Origin of the sequence: Streptomyces sp. NPDC057136 (genome assembly GCF_042670885.1) — a bacterium.
In the GTDB taxonomy this organism is placed as follows: Bacteria; Actinomycetota; Actinomycetes; order Streptomycetales; family Streptomycetaceae; genus Streptomyces.
Genome location: NZ_JBHUUV010000002.1, coordinates 317745 through 341563, shown reverse-complemented (window position 1 = coordinate 341563; position 23819 = coordinate 317745). Strand labels below are relative to the sequence as shown.

The 23819-nt window shown below is 66.8% G+C and carries 25 protein-coding genes, 1 tRNA gene and 1 pseudogene; 10 read left to right on the top strand and 17 right to left on the bottom strand.

The window, feature by feature from the left end; translation table 11 throughout:
• Nucleotides 1-33 precede the first annotated feature (33 nt).
• A complete protein-coding gene (locus ACFT7S_RS04120; RefSeq protein ID WP_185299971.1) occupies nt 34-384 on the bottom strand; it encodes a WhiB family transcriptional regulator in 351 nt (116 codons plus the stop codon).
• A gap of 406 nt (nt 385-790) precedes the next feature.
• Between ACFT7S_RS04120 and ACFT7S_RS04115 the strand changes: the two genes are divergently transcribed.
• The gene (locus tag ACFT7S_RS04115) at nt 791-3022 is read left to right on the top strand and encodes a transglycosylase domain-containing protein (protein ID WP_382726636.1); all 2232 of its coding nucleotides are present in this window, start codon (nt 791-793) and stop codon (nt 3020-3022) included.
• 96 nt (nt 3023-3118) lie between these two features.
• Here ACFT7S_RS04115 and ACFT7S_RS04110 read toward each other — a convergent pair whose 3' ends face one another.
• Nucleotides 3119-3583 carry a GatB/YqeY domain-containing protein gene (locus tag ACFT7S_RS04110; protein ID WP_382726633.1) on the bottom strand — a complete coding sequence of 155 codons (465 nt, stop codon included), beginning with the start codon at nt 3581-3583 and terminating at the stop codon, nt 3119-3121.
• Between the two features lie 79 nt (nt 3584-3662).
• On the opposite strand from ACFT7S_RS04110, the gene ACFT7S_RS04105 reads away from it, so the two are divergent.
• From ACFT7S_RS04105 to ACFT7S_RS04095, 3 genes and pseudogenes are all read left to right on the top strand, one after another.
• Nucleotides 3663-4601 carry a metallophosphoesterase gene (locus ACFT7S_RS04105; RefSeq protein WP_382726631.1) on the top strand — a complete coding sequence of 313 codons (939 nt, stop codon included), beginning with the start codon at nt 3663-3665 and terminating at the stop codon, nt 4599-4601.
• A gap of 284 nt (nt 4602-4885) precedes the next feature.
• Nucleotides 4886-5062 (top strand): annotated as a pseudogene (locus ACFT7S_RS04100) (hypothetical protein); the annotation flags it as partial.
• Nucleotides 5053-5126 (top strand) — tRNA-Pro (locus ACFT7S_RS04095). The pseudogene ACFT7S_RS04100 and the gene ACFT7S_RS04095, both read left to right, overlap by 10 nt.
• Nucleotides 5127-5204: 78 nt before the next feature.
• On the opposite strand, the gene xerC is transcribed toward ACFT7S_RS04095, so the two are convergent.
• The 12 genes from xerC to ACFT7S_RS04035 form a co-directional block, all read right to left on the bottom strand.
• Nucleotides 5205-6371, bottom strand: a complete 1167-nt coding sequence (xerC, locus tag ACFT7S_RS04090; protein WP_382726629.1) for a tyrosine recombinase XerC — start codon at nt 6369-6371, stop codon at nt 5205-5207.
• Nucleotides 6368-6589 (bottom strand): helix-turn-helix domain-containing protein, encoded by a 222-nt coding sequence (locus ACFT7S_RS04085; RefSeq protein WP_382726626.1) that lies wholly within the window; start codon nt 6587-6589, stop codon nt 6368-6370. Before ACFT7S_RS04085 ends, xerC begins: the two co-directional genes overlap by 4 nt.
• The gene (gene repSA, locus ACFT7S_RS04080; RefSeq protein ID WP_382726624.1) at nt 6583-7983 is read right to left on the bottom strand and encodes a replication initiator protein RepSA; all 1401 of its coding nucleotides are present in this window, start codon (nt 7981-7983) and stop codon (nt 6583-6585) included. Before repSA ends, ACFT7S_RS04085 begins: the two co-directional genes overlap by 7 nt.
• Before the next feature lie 2 nt (nt 7984-7985).
• Nucleotides 7986-8180, bottom strand: a complete 195-nt coding sequence (locus tag ACFT7S_RS04075; protein WP_382726622.1) for a hypothetical protein — start codon at nt 8178-8180, stop codon at nt 7986-7988.
• A 5-nt stretch (nt 8181-8185) separates the two neighbouring features.
• Nucleotides 8186-8365, bottom strand: a complete 180-nt coding sequence (locus ACFT7S_RS04070; RefSeq protein WP_382726620.1) for a hypothetical protein — start codon at nt 8363-8365, stop codon at nt 8186-8188.
• Nucleotides 8366-8455: 90 nt separating this feature from the next.
• Nucleotides 8456-8740, bottom strand: coding sequence for a hypothetical protein (locus tag ACFT7S_RS04065; RefSeq protein WP_382726618.1), 285 nt, complete (start codon nt 8738-8740; stop codon nt 8456-8458).
• A gap of 14 nt (nt 8741-8754) precedes the next feature.
• On the bottom strand, nt 8755-8943 hold the full coding sequence (locus tag ACFT7S_RS04060) for a mobile element transfer protein (protein ID WP_382726616.1): 189 nt from the start codon (nt 8941-8943) through the stop codon (nt 8755-8757).
• Complete coding sequence (locus ACFT7S_RS04055; RefSeq protein ID WP_382726614.1) at nt 8940-9128, bottom strand: hypothetical protein; 189 nt, start codon at nt 9126-9128, stop codon at nt 8940-8942. Before ACFT7S_RS04055 ends, ACFT7S_RS04060 begins: the two co-directional genes overlap by 4 nt.
• 12 nt (nt 9129-9140) lie before the next feature.
• Nucleotides 9141-9803, bottom strand: coding sequence for a DUF2637 domain-containing protein (locus ACFT7S_RS04050; RefSeq protein WP_382726612.1), 663 nt, complete (start codon nt 9801-9803; stop codon nt 9141-9143).
• A gap of 69 nt (nt 9804-9872) precedes the next feature.
• Entirely contained in the window at nt 9873-10064 is a 192-nt protein-coding gene (locus tag ACFT7S_RS04045) for a hypothetical protein (protein WP_382726609.1), read from the bottom strand.
• An 83-nt stretch (nt 10065-10147) separates the two neighbouring features.
• Complete coding sequence (locus tag ACFT7S_RS04040) at nt 10148-11500, bottom strand: FtsK/SpoIIIE domain-containing protein (RefSeq protein ID WP_382726607.1); 1353 nt, start codon at nt 11498-11500, stop codon at nt 10148-10150.
• Nucleotides 11501-11502: 2 nt separating this feature from the next.
• Nucleotides 11503-11832: a hypothetical protein gene (locus tag ACFT7S_RS04035; RefSeq protein ID WP_382726604.1), complete on the bottom strand. Its 330-nt coding sequence runs from the start codon at nt 11830-11832 to the stop codon at nt 11503-11505.
• A gap of 137 nt (nt 11833-11969) precedes the next feature.
• Between ACFT7S_RS04035 and ACFT7S_RS04030 the strand changes: the two genes are divergently transcribed.
• The 4 genes from ACFT7S_RS04030 (at nt 11970) to ACFT7S_RS04015 (ending at nt 17423) form a co-directional block, all read left to right on the top strand.
• Entirely contained in the window at nt 11970-12836 is an 867-nt protein-coding gene (locus ACFT7S_RS04030) for a GntR family transcriptional regulator (RefSeq protein ID WP_382726601.1), read from the top strand.
• Nucleotides 12826-13524, top strand: coding sequence for an HAD family hydrolase (locus tag ACFT7S_RS04025; RefSeq protein WP_382726598.1), 699 nt, complete (start codon nt 12826-12828; stop codon nt 13522-13524). The genes ACFT7S_RS04030 and ACFT7S_RS04025 overlap by 11 nt, the downstream gene beginning before the upstream one ends.
• A 1352-nt stretch (nt 13525-14876) precedes the next feature.
• Nucleotides 14877-15821 carry a restriction endonuclease gene (locus ACFT7S_RS04020; protein WP_382726596.1) on the top strand — a complete coding sequence of 315 codons (945 nt, stop codon included), beginning with the start codon at nt 14877-14879 and terminating at the stop codon, nt 15819-15821.
• A 492-nt stretch (nt 15822-16313) separates the two neighbouring features.
• Nucleotides 16314-17423 carry a hypothetical protein gene (locus ACFT7S_RS04015; protein WP_382726593.1) on the top strand — a complete coding sequence of 370 codons (1110 nt, stop codon included), beginning with the start codon at nt 16314-16316 and terminating at the stop codon, nt 17421-17423.
• A gap of 332 nt (nt 17424-17755) precedes the next feature.
• Here ACFT7S_RS04015 and ACFT7S_RS04010 read toward each other — a convergent pair whose 3' ends face one another.
• On the bottom strand, nt 17756-18613 hold the full coding sequence (locus ACFT7S_RS04010; RefSeq protein ID WP_382726590.1) for a DUF6551 family protein: 858 nt from the start codon (nt 18611-18613) through the stop codon (nt 17756-17758).
• Between the two features lie 457 nt (nt 18614-19070).
• Between ACFT7S_RS04010 and ACFT7S_RS04005 the strand changes: the two genes are divergently transcribed.
• Complete coding sequence (locus tag ACFT7S_RS04005) at nt 19071-19259, top strand: GIY-YIG nuclease family protein (RefSeq protein ID WP_382726588.1); 189 nt, start codon at nt 19071-19073, stop codon at nt 19257-19259.
• Between the two features lie 448 nt (nt 19260-19707).
• On the opposite strand, the gene ACFT7S_RS04000 is transcribed toward ACFT7S_RS04005, so the two are convergent.
• A complete protein-coding gene (locus ACFT7S_RS04000) occupies nt 19708-21024 on the bottom strand; it encodes an MFS transporter (protein WP_382726586.1) in 1317 nt (438 codons plus the stop codon).
• Complete coding sequence (locus ACFT7S_RS03995; protein ID WP_382726584.1) at nt 21021-22259, bottom strand: aminotransferase class V-fold PLP-dependent enzyme; 1239 nt, start codon at nt 22257-22259, stop codon at nt 21021-21023. Before ACFT7S_RS03995 ends, ACFT7S_RS04000 begins: the two co-directional genes overlap by 4 nt.
• Here ACFT7S_RS03995 and ACFT7S_RS03990 point away from each other — a divergent pair.
• The gene (locus ACFT7S_RS03990) at nt 22258-23685 is read left to right on the top strand and encodes a PLP-dependent aminotransferase family protein (RefSeq protein ID WP_382726582.1); all 1428 of its coding nucleotides are present in this window, start codon (nt 22258-22260) and stop codon (nt 23683-23685) included. The two genes, ACFT7S_RS03995 and ACFT7S_RS03990, sit on opposite strands and share 2 nt — an antisense overlap.
• The last annotated feature ends 134 nt before the right edge of the window (nt 23686-23819 follow it).

Genomic DNA, 23819 nt, shown 5'->3' with positions numbered 1-23819 from the left:
ACCCCTCCCCTCACGGGGTACGGGCTCGTGCGCCTACCCCACGGCGGCGTACGTCTCGTGCAGTACGTCGTCGTCCAGGCCGACCGCTGCGGGCAGGATGCCCGTCGACTGCTCGTATTCGCTGCGAGCGGTCTCCAGCAGGCGGCGCCAGGACGTGACGGTGGGTCGTCGGCGCAGCAGTGCGCGGCGCTCCCGCTCCGTCATTCCGCCCCAGACGCCGAATTCGACGCGATTGTCCAGCGCATCTGCCAGGCACTCGGTCCGCACCGGACAACCGGTGCACACCGCCTTGGCCCTGTTCTGCGCTGCCCCTTGTACGAACAGTTCATCCGGATCGGTAGTGCGGCAGGCTGCCTGCGCACTCCAGTCGGTTACCCAGCCCATGCCGGCGCCGTCCTCTCCCGAATCGAGGCTCCCCCACGGCGGCGGCGGCATATTCACCGCCACCAGTTGAGGACGTTACGGAAGGTAGGGACAGCACAACACCCCCTTCGGGCCCAATCTTCGATGGCCCGAACGGACTATGCGTACGCGGCAGATCACCCAGAGGAGTGAGGTGAGGACATACGAGACCATCACCCTGAAATCGGGGCAGTACACCCAAGTCGCAGTGGGCATTCCGTGACACACCAGGCGAATTCGGGAGCGCCTCGGGTCGCGGAGACAGTGCGTACGAAGATGGCTGGAACTGCACGGGGGTTGAAACGAAACCGGTCTGCTGTGACAGTTGAGAGCAGCTTAGGCCAACGCATATACGCCTGTCCGGCGAATGAGAACGTAGGCTGCCCCCATGCCAAAGAAGCGCTCGGGCGGGGGTCTCACGACGACCCAGCAGGCCGCCAAGTTCCTCGGTGTCGCCGCACTATCCGGAGCTGTCCTGGCAGGTATCGCACTGCCGGCAGCCGGAGTGCTCGGCCTCGCGGTCAAGGGGACGGTCGAGGGATTCGACGAAATCCCTTCCAACCTCAAGACGCCACCGCTCAGTCAGCGCACCACGATCCTGGACAACAGCGGCGGGCTCATCGCGACCGACTACTCGCGCGACCGGACCGTCGTCCCGCTCCAGGACATCTCCCCGTACATGCAGGACGCGATCGTCGCGATCGAGGACTCGCGTTTCTACGAGCACGGGGCCGTCGACCTCAAGGGCATCCTGCGTGCGATGAACCGCAACGTGCAGGCCGGCGGGGCCACACAGGGTGCGTCGACCCTCACTCAGCAGTACGTGAAGAACGTCTTCGTCGAAGAGGCGGGCGACGACCAGGCGAAGGTCGCGGAGGCCACCCAGCAGACGCTCGGCCGCAAGGTCCGCGAGCTCAAGTACGCGATCCAGGTCGAGGAACAGCTCGGCAAGAAGAAGATCCTGGAGAACTACCTCAACATCACGTTCTTCGGGCAGCAGGCGTACGGCATCGAGGCCGCGTCCCAGCGCTACTTCTCCAAGCCCGCGAAGAAGCTGAAGCTGGGGGAGGCCGCGCTGCTGGCCGGCATCGTCCAGTCGCCGAGCCGCTACGACCCGGTCAATGACGCGCAGGAGGCGACCAAGCGTCGCAACACCGTGCTGCAGCGCATGGCCTCGACCAAGAGCATCACGCAGGCCGAGGCCGACAAGGCCATGGAGACCCCGCTCGGCCTGAACGTCAGCAGGCCCCGCAGCGGCTGCATCACCGCCGTCGAGGGCGCCGGCTTCTTCTGCAACTACGTCCGCAAGACCGTCCTGTCCGACCCGGCCTTCGGCAAGACCGAGGCCGAGCGGCAGAAGCTGTGGGACCTCGGCGGTCTGACGATCAGGACCACCCTCGACCCCAAGGCGCAGGCCGCTGCCAACAAGGCCGCCACCTCCCGCGTCAACAAGAACGACGGCGTCGCCGCCTCGGTCGTCCAGGTCCAGCCGGGCTCCGGCAAGATCCTCTCGATGGGACAGTCGCGGCCGTACGGGCTCGACGGGACGAGGAACGAGACGGTCATCAACCTCGCCGTCGGCAGCGAGATGGGCGGTACGACGTACGGCTTCCAGGTCGGCTCGACCTTCAAACCCATCACCGCGGCGGCCGCCCTGGAGAAGGGCATCAGCCCGACCACGGTCTTCAACGACCCGTGGAAGATCAGCATGGCGAAGAGCGACTACCGGAACTGCTCCGGCAGCCCGACCGGCTCGGACCAGTGGCCCGTACAGAACGAGCTCGAGTCCGAGAAGGGGCCCTTCGACCTGACCAGCGCGCTGGGCAAGTCCATCAACACCTACTTCGCGCGGCTGGAGCAGAAGGTCGGTCTGTGCGAGACCGTCACCATGGCGAAGAGCCTCGGGTACGAGGCAAGCACCGGGAGGAAGCTCGGCGAGGACCCGTCGATCACCCTCGGGGTCGCGGAGAACACGCCGCTGGGCATGGCCTCCACGTACGCCGCCTTCGCCAACCGCGGTGCGTACTGCTCCCCCGTCGCCATCGAGGCGGTCACCACGCGGGCAGGCAAGTCGCTGCCCGTACCGAAGACCGCCTGCAACCAGGCGATGAGCGAGAACACCGCCGACATGATCAACCAGATGCTCAAGGGCGTCGTCGAGGACGGCACCGGCACCCAGGCCGGCCTCACCGACCGCGACAACGCGGGCAAGACCGGTACCACTGATGACCGCAAGGACGCCTGGTTCGTCGGCTACACCCCGAACCTGTCCACCGCGGTCTGGGTCGGCGACGACATCGGTGAGAAGCGCGGCATGTACAACATCACCATCGGCGGCCAGTACTACGACAAGGTCTGTGGTGGCTGCCTTCCCGGCCCGATCTGGCGGACCGCGATGACCGAGGTGCTGACCGCCGGCGAAACGCCCTCGTTCAACTACGTCAAGGTCCCGCGCGGCAACACCAAGCCCGAGAAGGAAGACAAGGAAGACAGGGACGAGAACGGCGGCGGTCGGGACGGCGCCAAGCCCGGCGACGACATCACCCTCCCGCCCGGCCTCCTCGGCGGCGCCACCGGCGGTGACGGTCGCCGGGGAGCCACCGGCGGCGGCCGGGACTGACCTGACAGCGGTGCTGGTCGTTCAAATGCGCGAAGAGGGTGCCCCGGGATGATCCCGGGGCACCCTCTTCGCGTTGCTGCGTGCCGATGCCGGTGGTCAGCCCGCGAGGAGCTTCTTCACCGTGGCGGCTACCCGGCCGCCCTCGGCGAGGCCCGCCACCTTCGGGTTCACGATCTTCATGACGGCGCCCATCGCGCGCGGCCCCTCGGCTCCGGCGGCCTTCGCCTCCTCGACCGCGGCGGCGACGATGCCCGTCAGTTCCTCGTCCGTGAGCTGCTTGGGGAGGTACGCGTCGAGCAGCTCGCCTTCGACCTTCTCCCGGTCGGCCTGCTCCTGCCGGCCGCCCTGAGCGAATGCCTCGGCCGCCTCGCGGCGCTTCTTCGCCTCCCGGGCGATCACCTTCTGCACCTCGTCGTCGGAGAGTTCGCGAGCCGTCTTGCCGCTGACCTCCTCCTTCGTGATCGCGGTGAGGGTCAGCCGGAGGGTGGACGAGGTCAGCTCGTCACGCGCCTTCATGGCCGTAATGAGGTCTTCCTTGAGCTTGGACTTGAGCGTGGTCATGCGGCGATTGTGACAGGTACGGGGCACCCGACGCCCGTGCGTTTTCCTGTCGCGGCACCGTGTCTGCGACGATGGGCACATGCGCGCACGCTACGGAGTACCCCTGAAAGTCACGGCTGTCGGCGCTGCGGTCGGCGTCGCCGGCCTCGCTTACGCGGCCGGGTTCGAGGCCCGCTCGTTCCGCCTGCGGCGGATCACCGTCCCCGTACTCCCGCACGGGGCACGCCCATTGCGCGTACTCCAGGTGGCCGACATCCACATGGTGTCCGGCCAGCGCAAGAAGCGGGCCTGGCTCCAGTCGCTTGCGGGCCTGCGTCCGGACTTCGTCGTGAACACCGGCGACAACCTCTCGGACCCGGATGCCGTACCGGAGGTGCTCGACGCGCTCGGTCCGCTGATGGAGCTCCCCGGGGTCTACGTCTTCGGTTCCAACGACTACTACGGGCCCAAGCTCCGTAACCCCGCCCGGTACCTGTTCGAGAAGGTGCAGGGCAACCACGGCCTCAACGGCAACGCTCCCGCGGTCGGCGTCGTCCACAACCCGTGGGAGCCGATGCGGGACGCGTTCGACGACGCCGGCTGGCAGGGTCTGTCCAATACTCGCGGACGGCTGAAGCTCGACGGCCTGGAGATCGCGTTCACCGGCCTCGACGACCCGCACATCAAGCGCGACCGTTACGCCGAGGTCGCGGGCGGCCCCGAAACCGGTGCGGACCTCTCCATCGGCGTGGTCCACGCCCCGTACCTGCGCACCCTGGACGCGTTCACGGCCGACGGCTACCCGCTGGTCCTGGCGGGCCACACCCACGGCGGCCAGCTCTGCATCCCCTTCTACGGGGCGCTCGTCACCAACTGCGACCTGGATACGGACCGGGTCAAGGGCCTCTCCACCCACACGGTCGGGGACCGGCGCTCCTACCTGCACGTCTCGGCCGGCTGCGGCACCAACCGCTACACCCCTGTCCGGTTCGCCTGCCCGCCCGAGGCGACGCTGCTGACGCTCACACCCCGCGACTGACGTACGGACGAATCGCGAGGTCCGGCCTCCCCCGCTTACCGTAAAGATCATGCCCCTGCCGCGGACCGCCCTGCTCCCCAGCCCCCGGTCCGCGGAGCTTCCCGTACGGGGACCGGTCCCCCAGACCCGTGGTCGCCTGCGCTTCATCCCGCAGTGGCTGCTCTGCCCCCTGGCGCACCTGGCCTTCGCCCTGACCCGGGGCGCGCTCCTCCCCCGGCACCGCGGCCCGCTACCCGTACCCCTTCGTCGATGTCGACACCTACGGCTACGGGGGAGTCCTCACCAACGCCTTGGCCCTGGGCCTGCTCTTCGCCGCCCTGACCACGCTGCTGATCGGCCTGGACCGCATCCGCCCCGACGTCTGGGGACCCCGCCCCCCACCGAAACCGGATTTCGCCTCCGGCCGCGGGTGGGCTAAAGTAATCGATGTCGCCGGGAGACCGCGTGACATCGGGGTGTAGCGCAGCTTGGCAGCGCGCTTCGTTCGGGACGAAGAGGTCGTGGGTTCAAATCCCGCCACCCCGACAGCCAAAACAACAGGTGAGGGACCTACTGAATTCAGTAGGTCCCTCACTTGTTTTGGGTGCGTGTCTATCTGCGTGACTACCTCTCCAGGCCCCGCTTGAAGATGCCGTCCATGACCACGGCACCGGTCTGGATCACGGGCCGGATCTGCTTCCGGTAGACCTCCTCGGTCACGGCCGTGCCGGAGTGGCCGACGAGGCGGGAAATCTCCTCCAGAGGGACACCCCGGTCGGAGAGCAGGGACACGAAGCTGTGCCGGAGCTCCCGGGGCGTCCAGTCGTCAGCCTCAATCCCCTCGACCGCCTTGAGCGCCACCCGGAAGGCGCGCCGGACGTTGGTCGCGTCGAGAGGCTTGCCGACAGCCGAGGCGAAGACCAACCCGTGTTCCTCCCAGTCGTTGCCCGCGGCGAGCCGCTCCCAGCCCTGGTCCTCGAACTGCCGCCAGAGAGCTTCGACGCACCGCGCCGGTAGAGCGAGCGTCCGCCGGGACTTCCGGGTCTTCGTGTCCCCACCCCGCCGGACCGAGCGCCACACGGCCATGTGCGGGGGCTGCGGCGGATCGGCATCCGGCCGGCCCTTCAGGAACAAGTGGTCCCAGGTCAGTGCCCGCAGCTCCTCAGTACGAGCCCCGGTCAGCAGCGCGACGACGATGTACGCGTACATCGAGGTCCCCTCCGCGGCCTTGAGCACGGCCCCGGCCTGAACGAAGGTGAGCGCCTTGGACGGGCGGCCCGCCTGCCCCTGGGGCACCGCGCACAGCTCGACAACATTGCGCTTGACCTTGTCCCGGGCCATAGCTCGCTTCACCGAGCGGTTCAGGCACGAGTGAACAGCCTGGAGGGTGCGGGTACCAAGGACCTTGGCCTTGGCCGCTAGCCAGCGGTCCACGTCCTCCGCGCTCAGGTCGCGCAGCTTTCGGGCGCCGAGCGCAGGTACGACGTGCTTCCGGCTCAGGTAGGTGCAGTTCTCGACCGTGCGCGGATCGCGGCCCGCCAAGCCGTACGCAAGCCAGTCGTTCACGGCGTCGGCGACGGTGTAGTTCGTGGGTGCGATGGCGAGACCGTCTTCATAGTCCCGCAACACCTCCTTGAGCTTGTTCTTCGCCTCCGTCTTGGTCTTGCCACTCCCCCGCCGGACGATGCGCTTGCCACTTGGATCGAAGCCAAGGTTCGCCGTGGCGATCCAGCGCTGTCTCCTCTCGTCCCAGTGCAACCCGCCGTCACCACGGCTACGCCTCTTGGTCATCGTGCTACCCCAGCTTCTCGCTCCAGGAGGGCCACGTACTCGCTGATCGCGGCAGCAGGAACCAGACGCGTGCGGCCTTCCTTCACCGTCCGGAGACGCCCGGTGCGGATCAGGTCGTAGACCACGCTTCGACTCAGCCCCAGGGCCCGCACGGCCTCCGGAATCCGATAGAGAGCGGGGGAGACCTCAGTCGTCCGGACTTCGAGTACGGTCACCATTCCTCCTCGGCAGTGATCAGTTCGGCGCGTACTTCCCGTACGTGGTCGCGGTTGTGTTGGATGTCGCGGTGGATGTTGGCGGCGAGCCAGGATTCGCCGGGGGTGTGGCCGTGGCCGGCGTAGGCCCAGTGCGCGAGGGTGAGCGTGGTCGCTTCGGGGTGATCGTCGGGGTCGGGGAGTCCGAGCGCCTCGCGTTGCTGGTGGGCGCGGTAGTCGGCGCGGACCTGGCGGAGGGCGCCGAGGGTGGTGGAGTAGCGGCGGGATTTGGTGGAGAAGTGGCCACGGAAGCCGAGCATGTGGGCCCAGTCGCGGAGCTTGCGGTCCGGGTAGGCGTGGTGGAGGTCAAGGCAGGCTTCGATCAGCCGGCGCGGGTGGTCCGGGACGCCGAGGAGGACCAGGGCTTCCTTGTTACCGATCCGGTGATCCACGGTGCCGGTCGTCTCGGCCGCCTTCGTGGCGTATTTGGCCACGTAGGAAGCCACGGCTTGTTCGGTGAGGTCTTCACCGTTGCCGAAGGCACCGATGGGCTGGACATCGAGCTGTGTGCCCCAGCGCAGCACCCAGTCACTGGGGAAGCCGGCTTCCTCGTTCGCGGGCACGGTGACCTCGACCCGGGCGGCAGCCGCGCGAATCGCGTCGTCGAGCAGGGCGAGGGTGGCCCACGCCGGGGGCGGCGAATCGGGGCCGTCTGGTCCGTCGAAGCGGATCACGGCGTGGAAGTGGACCGCGCCGCGCTTCTGGTACTCGGCGACCTTGCCGAAGGACAGCCGTGACTGTTCGCGGGCTGCCTTTTGGGTGAGGCCGGCTCGGCGTGCGATTTCGCGGCGGAGGTAGATCGTGAAGTAGCGCCACAGGTCGGAGGCGTGGTTGTTCCACAGCACCGCGCCCGCGTAGTCGTACCTCGCCGGATCGAGCGGGGTGCCGAGTTCAGGGGCGGTTTCGGTGTGGTGGGTGCCGCAGCGGCAGGGCCGGTTTCCGGGCCGGTTGTGGACCGGGCCGAAGGAGGGGGCGGTGAGGGTGGCGAAGACCCGCGGGTGATCCCGGATGGTGTGGGGGGTGCCCTTGTCGGGGTCTCCGGTGAGTCCGGCGCGGATGAGGTGGTAGGTGTCGCCGGCGTAGGTCCAGGCGCAGGCGGGGCAGCGGGAGGCGCGGCGGTTGCCGCAGGCGATCCGTAACCGGCCGCCGGGCTCGGTGTCGGTGGTGTAGTGGTGCAGGAGGGTGCCGGTTGCCCGGTCGGTGGTTTTGGTGGCGCCGGTGAGGTGGATGGGCTGGGAGCAGCCTTGGGTGCGGCGGATCTGTTCTTCCCAGCGGTCGAAGCCGGTGGACCCGGCCACCCTCAGCACGTCGGCGAGGGTGGTCGGGTCCAGGCCCGCCGCGGTGGCGGTGGTGTTCATGGTTAGCGCCCCCGGCGGTTGTGGGCGGGCCCGTGGTTAGCGGTGTAGCCCTCCACCAGGGCGCGGACCTGTGCGTCACCGGTGGCGGTGGCCGAAGCGCCGCAGTGGCAGACGGCGGAGCCGGTGGCGGGGGTCGAGGGAGAGTGCTTGCTGATGTGCAGGCCGGGGCGGTCCGCGGTCGGGGTCAGGTCAGACATGGCAGTCACCGCCCAACCCGGATGAGCTTGGCCGCGGTGGTGTGGCCGGTGCCGCGGCAGGCCGGGCAGTCGGCGGTGATGGTGTGGCGGTGGCCGTCCGGGGTGGTCTGGCCGGTGGTGATGGCGACCTGGGGGAAGCCGTCACAGTGGGCGCAGACGGGCAGGTTGGTGGGGCGCTGGGGCATGATGGTGTCTCCCTTTCGGGTCAGCTAGATCTGGAAGGTGTTGAGGCGCCCGGGGCGGCGGAAGTTTGGCGACCGAGGCCGCCCCGGGGGCTACTTGCTGCGGTGCTGGGGGCGCTTGAGCGTGAGGCCCACGCCGCCGGTGGCCGAGAGAACGGCGACCGTCGCGGCAGCGGCAATGTGCAGGGTCACGGCGATCATCAGGACGATCAGGGCGATTCCACCGGTGATCGTGATGGCCAGCAGGATGGGGCCCGTGTAGTTGCGGGGCGTGGCCCGGACGATGACGATCTGCTTCGGGTCGGTGCCGGGCGGGAGCTGTCCGAGCAGGTCGGCCGGGATGTGACCCGCGTTGAACTGGTCCTCGGGGTAGCGCATGGGGTCACCTCCGGTCAGGGGTTGCAGCGGTGGGTGCGGGCGGCGAGTTCGGCGGCGGAGCGGTTGAGGTAGTCGGCGGAGAAGTTGCAGCCGGGGGCGGTGCAGGCGGCGGTGTGCTTGGTCCGGCCGCGGCCGTCGTGGTGGGTGCCGACCTGGACGGGGCCGACGCGGATGACGTCACGGAAGCGGTTCGGGCGCGTCATGCCGGGCCGCCGGTGGTGCCGGTGAAGTCGTCGACGTGGGCGGCGAGCCAGGCCCGAATCTCAGGGCGCTCGGACTCGGTGGCGGAGCGGATCGCGGACTCGCCCACCTCCATCCCCTCGACGAGGCGGTTTTCCCTGGTGAGTTCGGCGGACCGCTTCAAGGCGGCACGGATGGACGGACGCATGATCGGTTCTCCTTAAGCGAGTTGGGCGGTGATGGCGTCAGCGAGCGGGGCGGGGACACCGAGGCGGGCGCGCAGGGTGTCGGGGTCGATCCGGTTGCCGGTGGTGGCGTGGTGGGTGTCGGCGAGCTTGCGGGCGTAATCGAGCAGCGCCGGCGGAACAGCCACAGCCGGAGGTGCAGGCGCGGCCGGAACAGCGGCAGGCGGGAGTTCCGGGGCAAGCTCCGGAGCGCGCTGCACCGTGACGACAGCGACTGGCTCGGCATCCGGTTCGGCCAGCGGCGCGAGGACCGGGGCCGGTTCGGGATCCGTCGGCGCGCTGGGGGTGTGGGCGAGGAGGGTGCCGCCGAGGAAGGCGAGGGCAGGCCAGCCCGCGACGAGGATGCGCAGCCAGGCCGGTACGTCGGCCAGGTCGAGGAGTCCGGCGGTGGCGATGTTCGCGCCGAGGGATGCGGCGAGCGCGATCACGAACCAGATCCAGGCGGCACGGTTGTCTGCGTGGGTGCGCATGCGGCGCCAGGCGGCGACGAGGAGCAGGTCCACGCTGATCGGGTAGGCCCACGCCTTCCAGCCGTCCTGTCCGGCCGCTTGTGCCAGGTCGTGCAGGTGCGAGAAGGACAGAGCGCCGGCGATGACCGCCTGGATCAGTACCGCGTCCAGGCGCAGGGTGCGGGACATCAGATTCACCTCCATTCGGGGTGGGACCGGGGCCGGGCGGGATACGGGGTCAACCGCCCGGCGCCGGGGTCAGGAGTCGGGGTTGGTGCCGGAGCCGAAGCAGTTCAGGCAAAGCCCGTCCTGCTGGCCGACCGGGCGACGCTTGCGACCGACCCGCACCGTGACGGCGACGGTGCCGCTACCTCCACAGGGCTGACATGCGGCCGACTCGGCCGGCGCGGGGTTCGTCGGGGGCTTGGTGGTGGTCCGTTTGGTTGCCATGACGGTGGGTCCTTTCGGTTCCGGGCATGGGCGGGGTAGGGACCTGGCGCGAGGCGGTCACGCCGACCGAGGGGAAGCAGGTGTTACTCGGTGACCGGCACCGGCTTGACCAGCGGCGAAGCGGGCGCCGGGGCGGTGCGGACGACCGGCCGGAACGGGGCCAGAACCGTGAGGTGCGGTGTCAGGTGCGCGAATTCGTGGCACACGGCGACCGCGTTGGCGGAGGTCATTTCCGGGGTGCGGATGCGGGACCATCCGCCGGAGGAGTCGCCGGCCACGGCCACACCGGGGCGATCCGGAGCAATCGTGGTGGCGGCGAAGACCGCGTCCGGGGCGATGTCGCCCAGGCCCATGTCCGCGGTCTGCTTGTCGTTGACGCGGTGCACCACGCGGCCGGTGAGCTGAGCGCGAAGCATGGTGGCGCCCTTGCCGAGTTCGGACCCGAAGCGCTGTCCGCAGACCTCCAGATAGATGCCGACCGCCCGCGCCATCTGCGCGAGACGGACCAGGTGCATCACCATCTTGTCGCGGCGTTCCTCATCCTTCTTCGCGGCGACGAGGAACAGTTCCGCCACCTCATCCACCAGGACCACCAGCGGCACCGGCCGCACCTTGACGGGCAGATCCCAGAGGTCGGAGACGCCATGCGCGCCCAGGATGTCGAAACGGTCTTCCATCTCCCGGACCAGGGCTTCCAACAGGTTCGAAGCCTCATCCGGAGTGACCGCGAGGGCAGACAACCGGGGCGCGAAGCCACGCTGTTCGACACCACGCTTGCAGTCGATCCCGACCAGGCCGACCGGAAGCTTTGCCAGACCAGCGATGAGGTTGCGCTGATACATCGACTTGCCCGACTGATTCGCCCCCAGAGTCAGGGCGTGCGGGATCTTCTTGTAGTCCCGGACGAACGCCGTGCCGTCCTCCCGCAACGCCACCGGCACCACCAACGGGCCAGACATCAGCTTGCGAGGCAGCCGGCGCGGCATCTTCACCCGGCGCAGAACGTCGTAGCCGGTCATCCGCAGCTCAACGAAACCGGGCTTGACCTCCACCACGAGGACCGAGTGAACGCCCCAGGCGTGCCGCAGCCGTTCGGAAGCAGCGACGACGTCAGCGGGCTCCAGACCGGCAGGAAGGCGGAGCGTGACCCGCATTCCGGTGGACGAGCCCCGGACTCGGCGGACCTGGGGCGGGACCGGCTGCACATCCTGGCGACGGGCCACGTTGCGGACCATGAACGCCCGCAGGCGAGACGGCTGAACCGTCAGCCCACACACATCCATCGTCGACCGGTACGTAGCCGAGAACCGGACCCGCGCGACCGGCAGACCGACCAGCGACCAGAACACGCGAGGAGCGCGAACCTTCGCATAGCCGAGACCACCGGCGGCAGCTAAGACCCCTGCCGCTTCGATCACCGTGGCGACGTCCGACATGATCAGGCCCCCGGCGTGATCGCGACCGCACGGAACGAGATTCCGTGCCGCGTCTGACCGTTGAACGTGTTCTCCCAGTCCCGAGCCTTGAGACCGATCACCGAGACCGGCGTACCCGGGGCCAACCCCTCCGGTACCCCCGTGCTCGGCACGGTCACCTGGTACAGGTTGCCCTCCCCCTCATCCGAGATCAGCAGGCCCACCGTCGCGAGCGGAGCACCGGTCTCCCGGTCCATCGCGATCTCACCGGTCTGCTTGCTGACGAGCTTCGGGGTCGGGGGCGTCGCGACGAACACGACAGCGGTCGAAACATCGATCTTGAACGACGGCATGAGTTTCCCCTTGAAGGAGGTGACTAACTTGGCTAGCCGTGTTGGCTACATGACCAACGTACGCAGCCTGGCTAGTCATGTCAACACCTGGCTGTCCTGGCTGTCCCAATGTCAGTTCCGCCGCGTACCATCGCCGTATGACGTTTGCTCCCGATCCCCTTGACCCAGACGACGACCGCCCGCCCTACGAGCAGGTGGCGAGCAGCCTCGGGGCGGCGATCCGGACGCGAAAGATCGGACCGGGCGAAAAGCTGCCGTCGCACAAGGAGTTGACGGAGCTGTACGGCTTCGCCCGTGCGACCATCCAGCGGGCGCTGAGAGACCTCGAAGACGAGGGGCTAGTGGTCTCGCGCAAGGGAAGCGGCGTCTTCGTTCGCAATCGGACGGAACGACCCGCTGGGCTACGTCCGTACGTGGAGCAGGCGTTCGCCAGCAGCAACGTCACCATCGACTTCGCCGGGTTTTCCAGCGAGACGTTGCACGGCGCACTCCAAGAACCGTTGGACAAGATCCGAGTCGGCAGGCTGACGCCGTCGAGCATCACCGTTCGGATACTGGTCCCGGACATGGCGGTTCCCCAGGCCGCCCCCGTTCGCCGCGAGGACTGCGGTGATGACGAACGCCTACGTGCCCGGATGCACGACATCATGGTCGGCTATGCCCGCAGCATCCGTGACTCGATGGCGGAACTCAGTCACCTTGGCTTGGTCCCCGAAACACGCGTTGACGTGCGGGTTCATAGCGGTACGCAGTTCTTCAAGCTGTACGTGATCAACGAGGAAGACGCATTCTTCGGCTACTACCCGATCAAGCCCAACAAGGTTGTAGCCCAAGGAGAAGCCGTTGAGATCTATGACCTGGTAGGTAAGGACACAGTTCTCTTCCATCACTCGGTCAGTGACAGCGAGTCGTCCAGCGGCACGCAGCAGGTCGAGCAGGCGCGCATGTGGTTTGACAGCGTTTGGGAGACCATCGCGAGGGAGTTCGATCTCGATGGACACTGACGAGCTGAGCGCAGCGCTGACAGGCACTGTCGCCGTGCTGTTCGACTTCGACGGCCCCGTCGTTGACGTGTTCGTCGGCGAATCTGCGAAACAGGTTAAGACGGACCTGATCGCGCTGGCAGCAACCAGCGAACCAGCCCTGCTGGGCAAGCTGTCCGACGCCCACGACTTTCTTGAAGTGCTTCGCCTCACCCACGAGTTCGACACCGAAATCGGGCTAGAGGTCGAGCGTGCCCTCACGGCGGCCGAAGTTGAAGCCGTCGAGATTGCGGGAGACCCAACGCCGGGCGCGATTGCCGCGCTTGAAGCCGCACGAGCGTCGGGGAGGAAGGTGGCGGTGGTCAGCAACAACTCCGCTGCATCCGTTCAGGCCTTCCTTGACCGGCATGGCCTCGCAGGACATGTGCAGGCGGTGGTGGGGCGCCCGGAGGAGCGGCCGGAGCTGATGAAGCCGAATCCCCACTCGCTCATCAAAGCCGCTGAACTGCTCGGCGTTGAAGTGACGCTGTGCGTTCTGATTGGCGACTCGCTGACGGATATCCAAGGCGCCCACGCAGCCGGCTGCGCGGCTATCGGTTACGCCAACAAGGCACCGAAGCGCGATTTGTTCGCCGCAGCAGGAGCCGAAGCGATCACTGAGTCCATGCAGGCCATCGCAGCCGCGATCCGCTCCCAGCCGGACAACTGAAGCTCTGACCGAGCAGGGTTGTTACAGGTTTCTCTACCTCATCAAGGCACCCGGCTGCGCTCCGCTCCGCCGGGCGCGCTTCCCGGCTCTGGGCGCTCCCGCGCTCCTGCCTCCGGCCCGCTCGTCGCTGCCGCCGCCGACGCGCGCCCGCAGTGGATAGGCCCAAGGGCATGAGTCGAGACCGATCCGCGGGCCAAAGACATGCCTCCGGCGGGGGCGCTCAGACTCCGGGATGGGACGGGGCGCCGTTCGCGGGTGCCGGCGGATTCGTGTTGAGCGTTGTGGGCTCCCATCCCGACCACCTTCGACCCAGGCAGAGCCGAGCAGTCGCGGCCCAGGGCGTCAAGGTCGTTCGTACAGTGGCGCGCTCCACCTTGACGCCCTGAACCACGACCGCTCCACGGTGTGTGGGTCAAAGGCGGACGGGATGGGAGCTAGGCGAGTGGTGAGTGCAGGAGAGACGCGGAGGGCTGAAGTGGGATTGCCATTTCCATAAACCACCCCTGACCTGCGAAAACGCTTCCAGTTAAGTCCCAGCAAGGGCTAAACGTGGTAATGTTTTACGTGTCATAGCGGGGTAGTACGCCTTCCTCTAAATGACACGAAGGACCTGACCCGGCACCACCCAGGTCAGGCCCTCCGCGCAGTTACGAGCCCGGTCGAGCATCAGACGACCGGGCTCGCTGCTTACGCAACGCCGGTTCGCCGGCCGGGCCTTCGGGTGGGCACTCAGTCAAGCTAAGTGAACTGCCCCACCAGGGCGACGAGCGCGACCACTAAACTCAGCAGCCCCAAGATCACCTGCCACATTTCGGGCCCGGTCCACTTCGGCTGCTTGTTCAGATCGGTACTCAACGCACCACCTCACCTTCATCCCAACCGACGACCGCTTTTCGGGCGCCGGAGGTCAGTGGGAATGAATCCTGCGACTCAGCCCCCAGGGATTTCGATGAAGCTCTCTAATCATACCTAGGGCGCCGACACGCTTCCGCCCGTAAAGCCACTGGGGGTGCAGGCACTTGAAGAATTCGGTGAACACTTGTACCGAAATCATTCTGACCAGCAGCGATTCCCTCGACCAACAGGGCTACTACGCAGGGTGTTTCGGTTTCACGTGAAACAACTGCGGTATTCACGCGGAAACTTGAGTCGTCGATTCGCCTTGGGTACTCGAGACGCATAACGAGCGACGCCCACCCGCTACACCCGCGACCTCACCTCTTCGCATCCCCCTCCGCGCTTCGATGTCCATTTTGGACCCCAAAATCGGCTGTCCGATTCGCCGCGCCGATTCCGGCTTCGCAAGCGTACCGTACCCTACGGTGGGACGTAGTAGATGAGGGGAGACAGCCATGCCGGAGGTGGACTCCGCAGAACCCGAGACCCTGAGCTGGGATCTCGAGCCGGGGAACGTGATCGAGCGAAAGCAGCTACACGTCAAGTTCGGGGGGCGGACACAGGGTGGCATCGGCCCGTCTGCCAGGACGCCGAACGTCATGATCTTCACGGACCCCATCGCTGGCGAGAAGCACGGCTATTACGACGGGTGGATGTCTGACGGCCTGTTCCACTACAGCGGCGAGGGGCAAGCCGGAGACCAGCGGATGCTGTCCGGCAACGCCAGCATCCTCAACCATCGGGCGGAGGGGCGAGCCCTTCGCGTCTTTGAGGGGGCCCGCGGCCATGTGACGTACCTCGGCGAGTTCACTGTCGAGGGCTGGTACGAAGCGGACGCACCCGAAACTGGCGACGGCCCACTTCGTAAGGTCATCGTCTTCCGACTTCGCCCCCTGGACACCCCCGCCAAGGAACCCGGCACCAAGTTGGGCCGGCTCCTCGCTAGCCAGGTCGACATCTGCGTCGAAATCGACATCGAGCAGCATGAGACCGAGAAGTCGTTCGTGGAGCCCCACCGCGAGCCCTACGAAGCTGAACGACGAGAGAGCGCACTCGTACAGCAGTTCAGCGACTACCTGCGGTCCAAGGGCTATCGGGTGAGCCGACATCGCATCCTGCCCGATGGCGAGACCCGGCCCCTACTGACCGACCTGTACGTCCCCGACCTCGGGCTTCTCGTCGAGGCAAAGGGCAGCGTGACGCGCGAGAACATGCGCATGGCAATCGGCCAGCTTGCGGATTACAACCGCTTCGTCAACGCGAGCTATACGGGCGTCCTTGTGCCCAGCAAACCGCGGGAAGATCTCCTTCAGCTCTTTAGGAGCTTGGATCAGGCGGTCATCTGGCCGCAGGGCAAGGGGTTTAAGTGCTCGGACGCCCGGCTCCTGCCTCAGCCCTAGCCCGTGATGGACACATGGCCCGCTCGTGCCCCTGCCGTGCCCGCTCAGCCGGGACCTGACGGGAAATCACGGTGCCTGACGGACAGCGAACATGAGAACGGCCCCTGGCCGATTCAGCTGGTCAGGGGCCGTAGCGCGCTCCGTGGACCACGGTCTATCAAGAATGCACGCTCCGGGGCGCGCCACGGCGGTGATCTACTTCCTGCGGTTGTTGAGATGCATGACCCTCAGTAGCCCCGTAGGCTGACTGGTAAGGAAATCGCCGCAGGACCTGTCTAAGCCAAGGGGTTCCCCATGGCCGCGTGGTGGCGCAACAGAGGCTTCAGAGCCAGCCCCTATCACGTTGACCCGGTTCCGGGGTCACAATATGGCGACAGACTTTTGGTAGGGCGAGACGAGCAGATCGCAGAGCTTAACGACTGTGTCACATCGGGTGTTCTCCATGCCACCGTAGAGGGTGAAAATGGGGTCGGGAAGACGAGCCTGACATCCGTGGCTCAGTACAGGCTGTGGCGCGAATTTACCGAAGATGGAGGGCCACCCTTCATACCGATTAAACCTTTCGAGATGCGCTCAAACCACACGGCGACCTCATTTACGAAATCGGTAATGTTCGACGTGGCCCACGCCTTCATTGAACATAGAAGAGTCCTCAAGGAACATGGATATAACTTCCCGGGCTCCGATAGAGTCGAAGAATGGCTGTCTAATCCCATGAACCGCTCCCGGGCAGTCGGGGCAACGGTCATGGGAGTCGGGGCAACGTTCTCTGGCGGGCGTACGTCGAACACCTCTCAGGGATTCACCGATCATGGATTCCCGGGTCACGTGCTGGCGTGGCTGGAGGAATGCTTTCCTGAGCCGGCTTCCGGCGGATTCATCTGCACGATTGACAATCTTGAGCTACTCCGAACGGCCAAAGCTTCGATTAACGCTCTTGAGTCGATGAGGGACTCAGTTTTCAGCTACCCCGGCTTGTTGTGGATCCTCTGCGGAGCCAACCATGTGACTCGGACCCTAGTGCAAACACCTAGGCTACGTGGCCGACTGAACGATCCCATCGAAGTGCCGGCGATAAGCGAGGGCCAGGTAGGAGAGGTTATCGAGCGACGATTGCAAGTCTACGCGCTTGGGAATTCGTCCGACGCGCCCGTCGATTCTGATAATTTCCAATTTATCTATGCGGTAATTGGAAAACATTTGCGGGATGCATTCAAATACGCCGAGTGCTTCTCGGCGTGGCTCCAGAGGCAACATCCCGACGCAAGTCGCAACGAAAGGAATGTCATCTTGCGATCTTGGCTAGTCAATAAGGGTAGAGATCACGAGAATAGCCAAGGTGTGCAGCTTCGAGTGAAGGAGCGGGCATGGAGACTTTTCGATTCATTGGCGAGCGCGGGTGGCTATTGCATCTATAGCCAACACATGGAATTCAACTTCCAGAACACAGAAAGCATGAGACAGCAAATGGTTCGTCTTTCGGATGTCGGCCTCGTGCGACAGGATACGGATGTGGCAGCCCGGGGCCGCAACGTCATGTCGCTGACGCCGATCGGGTGGCTCGTTGCCCGTGCCCGTGGTGTAGTTGCCGACCCTGCGTAGACCGCGCGAGATTACTGTCCGCTCGCTTGCCACGGCCCGGTGCTACGCCGCGATCTGTCCGAACGTCAAGGCGTACGTGAATGGCTTTAGCACCCGTGAAGCTGCTGTGCAGCAGCGAAGTACCGCAACCACAGCAACCGCCACCGCCAGCAGTGTCTCCCCTGAAGCCATGTATCGGCCGGTATGGCTGTCGATGACCGATCCCGGCCCACCGGTTCCCGCAGGCGCACCCCGCCGTACAAACCGCCGCCGGGTCTAGCTGGGCCAGCACTCCCAGATGCTGCGGTGCCCCGCCCCCCTCAGGTGGGGAGGCGGGGCACCCTGTGTCGGGGCTACTCGAAGATGTTCGGGACGGGGATGCGGTTGACGCGGCGGCTACCGTTCCAGGCGGAAGCGACCGACAGGTGGGCAGCCTTGAGACGGCCCTTGGTGCCGTCGGCGCGGGTGTTGTTGTTGGTCGCGATGATCTGAATCTTGCCCTTGAAGGCAATCGGGTCGCCCTGGCGCTTAAGCTTCTGCGCCAACTCCTTGTGCTTCACTACATCGGGGTGCCTGGAGATCACTATGGCGATTCCGCCGATGGTGACAGAGTGCCAGGTGTCCGGGGTGCGACCCCAAGCGTCCTCGGCGATGGCGAGTGACTGGTCCAAGGTCTCGGGACCATACTCCGCGACAATGTCGAGGATTCCCTTGATGCCTCGCACGCCGTTGGTGGTACGGCTACCGACCTTGAGCTGGTGCTTCTCCAGGACAGTGTTGGTGTCCACGAAGAGCGGGTGCCCGGCAAGCACGCCGATCCTGAACTCGTCGTTCGCGCCGACCTTCGAGGACTCCTTGTTCTTGATGATGAACAAGGACGCCTCATGGGCCATTGACAGGTCGGAATGGACCTCGCAGGTAATGGTCTGGATCGCCTCGCGGACCACCTCCGCGACCTTGACCTTTCCAGCCAGAATGAGCTGGCAGGCGTAGACACGATGCATGCCGTCCACCGCATACAGGTCATCTACACGCTGCGAGAGGATCGGCGTCCCGAGAGCGGTGGGGACCAGCTTCTCGGCGATGGTCTGCGCGCGCGACTTGTTGAGGTTGCGCTGAGCGCGGGAATCGAACTTGATAGTTCTCGGGTCCACCTGAACGTACTTGATCGGGTGGTCCGGGATGTCGTAGCTGTAGTCCTTGCCGGACACAGGCTTCTCCTTGTGTGTCAGCACCCCAGTGGGGGAGACGGCGACACATGTCAGCTCCCGAATGCGGGAGACGGCGACTGATCGCTAACCAGACTATCGGACAACTGGGCACTACATAGCCTGAATTGTCGTCTGAGTTGATCCCCGCGCAGTTGGATGTGCCGGCAACACCGCGGCCCTGAGGACAGGTTGCGTTGTGAACCGCGGTCCGCTGGGTTGTCCGTTCCGGCCCGTAGCCTGCGCTCGTCAGTCGCGGCGTATCTGGAGGCTTCATGGCAGCTACCTCTCTCACCACCTCGGATCGGTCGTGGTCGGCACAGGAGGTTCTGATGCGTCCGAGCCCTGTTCCAGCGGCGGCAGGGGTCTATGGGTGGCACTTCGAGCAGACGCCCCACTCGGACCTCGGCGCTGGACGTTTGCTCTATGTCGGCATAGCGAAGCCACTTTGGGTCAGTGGATGGCGGACAACGCGCGGGTGTGCTGGATCGAGCAGAGCGAACCGTGGGACCTGGAGTCACAGCTCATCTCCCAGCTCGACCTCCCGCTGAACCTCGACCAGAACCGCCACAACACGTTTCACACTCACCTGAAGGAGATACGAGCCCAAGCACGCCAACGAGCAAGAGAGTTGCCTAGCAGCTCGTAGGCCGATGAGCGGACCGCAGGCCGCCGTTGTCTGGGCCGTCCGAGGCCGCTCGATAGCGGACAACGACGACCAATGACGACCGCTCAGTCACTTATGAGTGCCCCTCTAACCAGCAAAACCCCAGCTCATAAAGATCCCCGGCAAGACCCAGGGCAAGAAGAAGTGGCGGTACGCCGGCGCTCTTTGAACGCACGCCACGGCCGAACACGAGTCCTCGCCGGTGAGTGTCTAACTGCGTGACAACGCAGGTGGATGGCGACGGACGCTCACGTACACCGGAGGACGATCGCAGCAGCTCACAGCGGGTCGGACCAAAGGTCGAACACTCCCCAGAGTTGCTTCGGGACGAAGAGGTCGTGGGTTCAAATCCCGCCACCCCGACAGCCACATAGCAGGACAGATCGAAGGGCCCCACCGTTCGCGGTGGGGCCCTTCGGCGTTCTCCGTCTCAGCCCGCGGCCTGCGCAGTCGCTGCCGCTGCGACGGGCTCTTCCGGCATCTGCGGCAGGCCGCGGAGACGGCTCACCGGGGACAGGGCGAGTGCGATCAGTACCGCGGCGGATCCGATCGCTGCCACGGTCAATGCGCCCTGGGCGCCTATTCGGCCGGACAGCAGGCCCGCGAACAGGCCGCCCAGTGCGCCGCCGCCGAACAGCAGGGTGCGGAAGACCGCCGTCATCCGGCCCATCATCGACTGCGGGGTACTGGCCTGGCGCAGGCTGACGATGACGACGCCGGCGACGCCGAGTCCGAGGTAGGTGGTGAAGAAGGAAAGGACGAACATCCCCACCATCACCGGCCGGGGACCGGTGGCCAGAACGATCAGCATCGGGCCGATGAGCAGGGCCGACTGGGCCACGAGGTAGACGAGGCCGAGCCGGAAGCGCCGGATGACACTGCGGGAGATCGCTGCGCCGATCAGGCCTCCCACGGAGGCGGTGGCGAAGATGCCGCCGAGGGTCGTCGGGCCCAGGTGCAGGTCCCGTGTTCCGTACAGCAGGAACATCGTCCATACGGTGATCATGGAGAAGTTGCAGCAGAACCCGATCAGGGCCAGCGACCGGAGGACGGGGTTCTTCAGCACCCAGCGCAAGCCGTCCCGGAGTTCCGTCGGCAGGTGTCGTCGTGCGGCGGGCGGTTCGGGACGGGGCTCGGGGGTGCGGATGAGCAGCAGCGAGATCAGGGACACCAGGTAGGAGAACGCGTCGACGATCAGCGCCACGGGCGCGGTCAGGGCGCCGACCAGGACGCCCGCGAGTCCTGGCCCTGCCACATCGGCCGCCGATGAGCTCATCCCCATCTTGGCGCCTGCTTCGACGTAGTGCTTGGGGTCTCGTACGAGAGTGGGGACGTACGCCATCCAGCTCACGTCGAACAGCACCGAGGCGACGCCGACGGCGCAGGCGATCACAAGGAGCGCGACCAGGCTCAGCGCGTCCGTCCAGTACAGGACGGGTACGAGCGCCAGCAGGATCGTCCGGACGAGGTTGGCGCCGAGCATGATCCGCCGCCGCCTGGCCCGGTCCACCCACACCCCGAAGACCAGCGCGAGACCGAGATACGGGACGAGCTGCAGGAACCGCAGGACACCGACCTGCTCGTCGCTGGCGTCGAAGGCGAGGATCGCGGTCAGCGGCAGGGCAAGGTTCGTGACCTGGGTGCCGAGGAGCGACAGCGTCTCGCCGAACCAGAATCTGAGGAAGTCGCCGTTGTGCCAGAGGCTTTGCGTGGACGGTTCCGGGGTGTGTGTCCGTGTGGCGGTCATCGCCGTCCCTTGCCGGCGAGGTCCGCGACCGCGTCCGCGACGTGGTCCACCTCCTCCTCGGTGTTGTAGTAGTTCGGCGACAGGCGCAGGCACCAGTCGACGCCCTTGTCCCCGAAGTCGAACTGTGCGAACTCACGGAAGCTGAGCGCCGAGTTGATGCCGCGGGCATCCATGGCCGCCTTGAACGGTTGCGGCTGCCAACCCGCCACCTCGAAGGTGACGAGTGCGGCAAGACGCGGGCCGCGGTCGAGCACACGTACCCCGGGGATCGGTGCGAGCCGGTCGCGCAGCCGGGCCGCGAGCGCCGGGACGCGCTGCTCGATGGCGTCGATACCGACCTGGCGGGCGTACCGCGCCGCGGCGGCGCTGCCGAGCACTGTGGCGTACGGGAACTCCCACTCCTCGAACCGGGCCGCCGTCGCTACGGGCTCGTAGCCGCCCGGCTCGGTCCAGCGGGCTCCGTGCATGTCGATGAACAGCGGTTCGTAGCCCGCGCGCAGGACGCGATCGGAGACGTACAGGAATCCGGAACCGCGCGGGCCGCGGAGGAACTTGCGGCAGGTGGCAGTGAGGAAGTCGCAGCCGATCTCCTCCACGTCGATGACGAACTGGCCCACCGACTGACAGGCGTCGACCAGGTAGAGCAGGTCCAACTCGCGGCAATGGCGCCCGATTTCGGCGACAGGCGAGACGAGTCCCGAGTTGGTGGGGACATGGGTGGCGGACACCAGGCGCGGGCGGTGGGTCCGCATCAGCGCGGCCATCGCCTCCACATCGACCCCGCCCTCGGGCATGTCCGGCGCGTGGACGATGCGTACGCCGAACCGCTTGCGCAAGGACAGGAAGGCGATCTGGTTGGAGACGAAGTCGTCGCGGGTGGTGAGGATGACGTCGTCGGCCTCGAACGGGATCGACGACAGGGCGTTGGCGTAGGCGTGGGTGGCGCTGCCCGCGAAGGCAATGTTGTCGGGCGTGGTGTTGATGAGGGCGGCGATCTCCGTGTAGAACTCGCGGACTTCGGCGGCTCGGGCGGCCGACGCCTCGTAGCCACCGATCCGCGCCTCGAGGTGCAGATGGCCGACCATCGCGTCGAGGACCGGGGCTGCCAGCAGGCCACAGCCCGCGTTGTTGAAGTGGATGACCTGCCGGCACCCCGGGGTGTCGGCCCGCAGAGCGGCGACGTCCAGCTGAAGTGCTTCCCGACCAGACCCAGTAGCGCTATTCTTGTCTCTCATGAATGACAGTAGCACTTCTGGGGAGTTGGCCGACAGGCTCCGTACGCTGCTTTCCCGGCTGTCCCCCGGCGACCGGCTGCCGAGCAGCCGGGAGCTGATCAAGGAATACCGGGTCGGCCCTGCGACCGTGGCGCGGGCCATCGCCGCACTGGCCGCCGAGGGCGCAGTCGTGACCCGCCCGGGCAGCGGTACGTACGTGGCGCAGCGCAACCGGCTCCGCGACGCAGCCTGCGACAGCGACACGGATACCGACTGGCAGACGGTCGCCCTCACCGACCGCGCCGTGGACACCCACTTGATCGCCGAGCCGCTCGGACCGCCACCGGCCGGGACAATCAACATGGACGGCGGCTATGTGCACCGCTCGCTCCAGCCGACCCGGGCCCTGAGCGCGGCACTTGCGCGGGCGGCGCGCCGCCCGGACGCCTGGGACCGCGCCCCGGCCGGCGGCCTGATGGCGCTGCGCACCGTGTTCGCCCGGATCGTCGGCGGCAGCGTGGCACCGCAGGACGTGCTGGTCACCGCCGGCGGGCAGAGCGCCCTGTCGATCGCGTTCCGGGCCATCGCCGGGCCCGGCAGCCCAGTCCTGGTGGAGTCCCCCACCTATCCCCGGGCCCTGGCCGCCGCTCGCGCCGCTGGGCTGCGGCCGGTCCCTGTTCCGCTCGATGCCGACGGACTGCGGCCCGACATGCTGGCCGACGCGTTCGCGATGACCGGCGCGCGCCTGCTGTACTGCCAGCCGACCTTCCAGAACCCCACCGGCACCGTGCTGGCGCCCGAACGGCGCCGCCAGATCCTCGATGTGGCGCGCGCGTCCGGCGCGTTCGTGCTCGAGGACGACTTCGCGCGGCACCTGGGACATGGCGGCGCCGCACCGCGGCCGCTGGTCGCCGATGACCGCGACGGCACGGTCGTCCACGTCACCTCGCTCACCAAGCCCGCCGCACCGAGCCTGCGGATCGGGGCGCTGGTGGCCCGCGGACCGGTCATGGAGCGCATGCGGGCGGTGCGTCTGGTCGATGACTTCTTCGTCACGCGCCCGCTCCAGGAGGCAGCGCTGGAGGTACTCAGCTCCCCGTCCTGGGACCGGCACGTCCGCTCTCTCGGTACGGCGCTGCGGGAGCGGTGCGCCGTACTGGCCGCCGCGGTCGCCCAGGAGATCCCCGGCGCGACCTTGGCCGGGCTGCCTACGGGCGGACTGCACCTGTGGGTTCGCCTGCCGTCCGGCGTGGACGACACCGTCCTCGTCGGCGCCGCCCGGCAACGCGGCGTCGCGGTGAGCGCCGGCAGCCGCTACTTCGCCACCGAGCCGCCCGCGGCCCACCTGCGTATCGGTTTCGCCGCGACCGCCGATCACTCCGAACTGACCGAGGGCGCACGGCGGTTGGGAGCCGCGCTCACGGACCTCGGCCCGAGGGAGGCATGAGGCATGAGACGTCAGGCGTGAGGCGCATGGCTGTCGGCCGATCTCCGCGAAACAGGCGTGCGCGAACTCGCCCATGGACACAACACCGGCCAAAAGCTTCGCTGTTGCCATGACTGCAACCCTGAGCGTCCCCC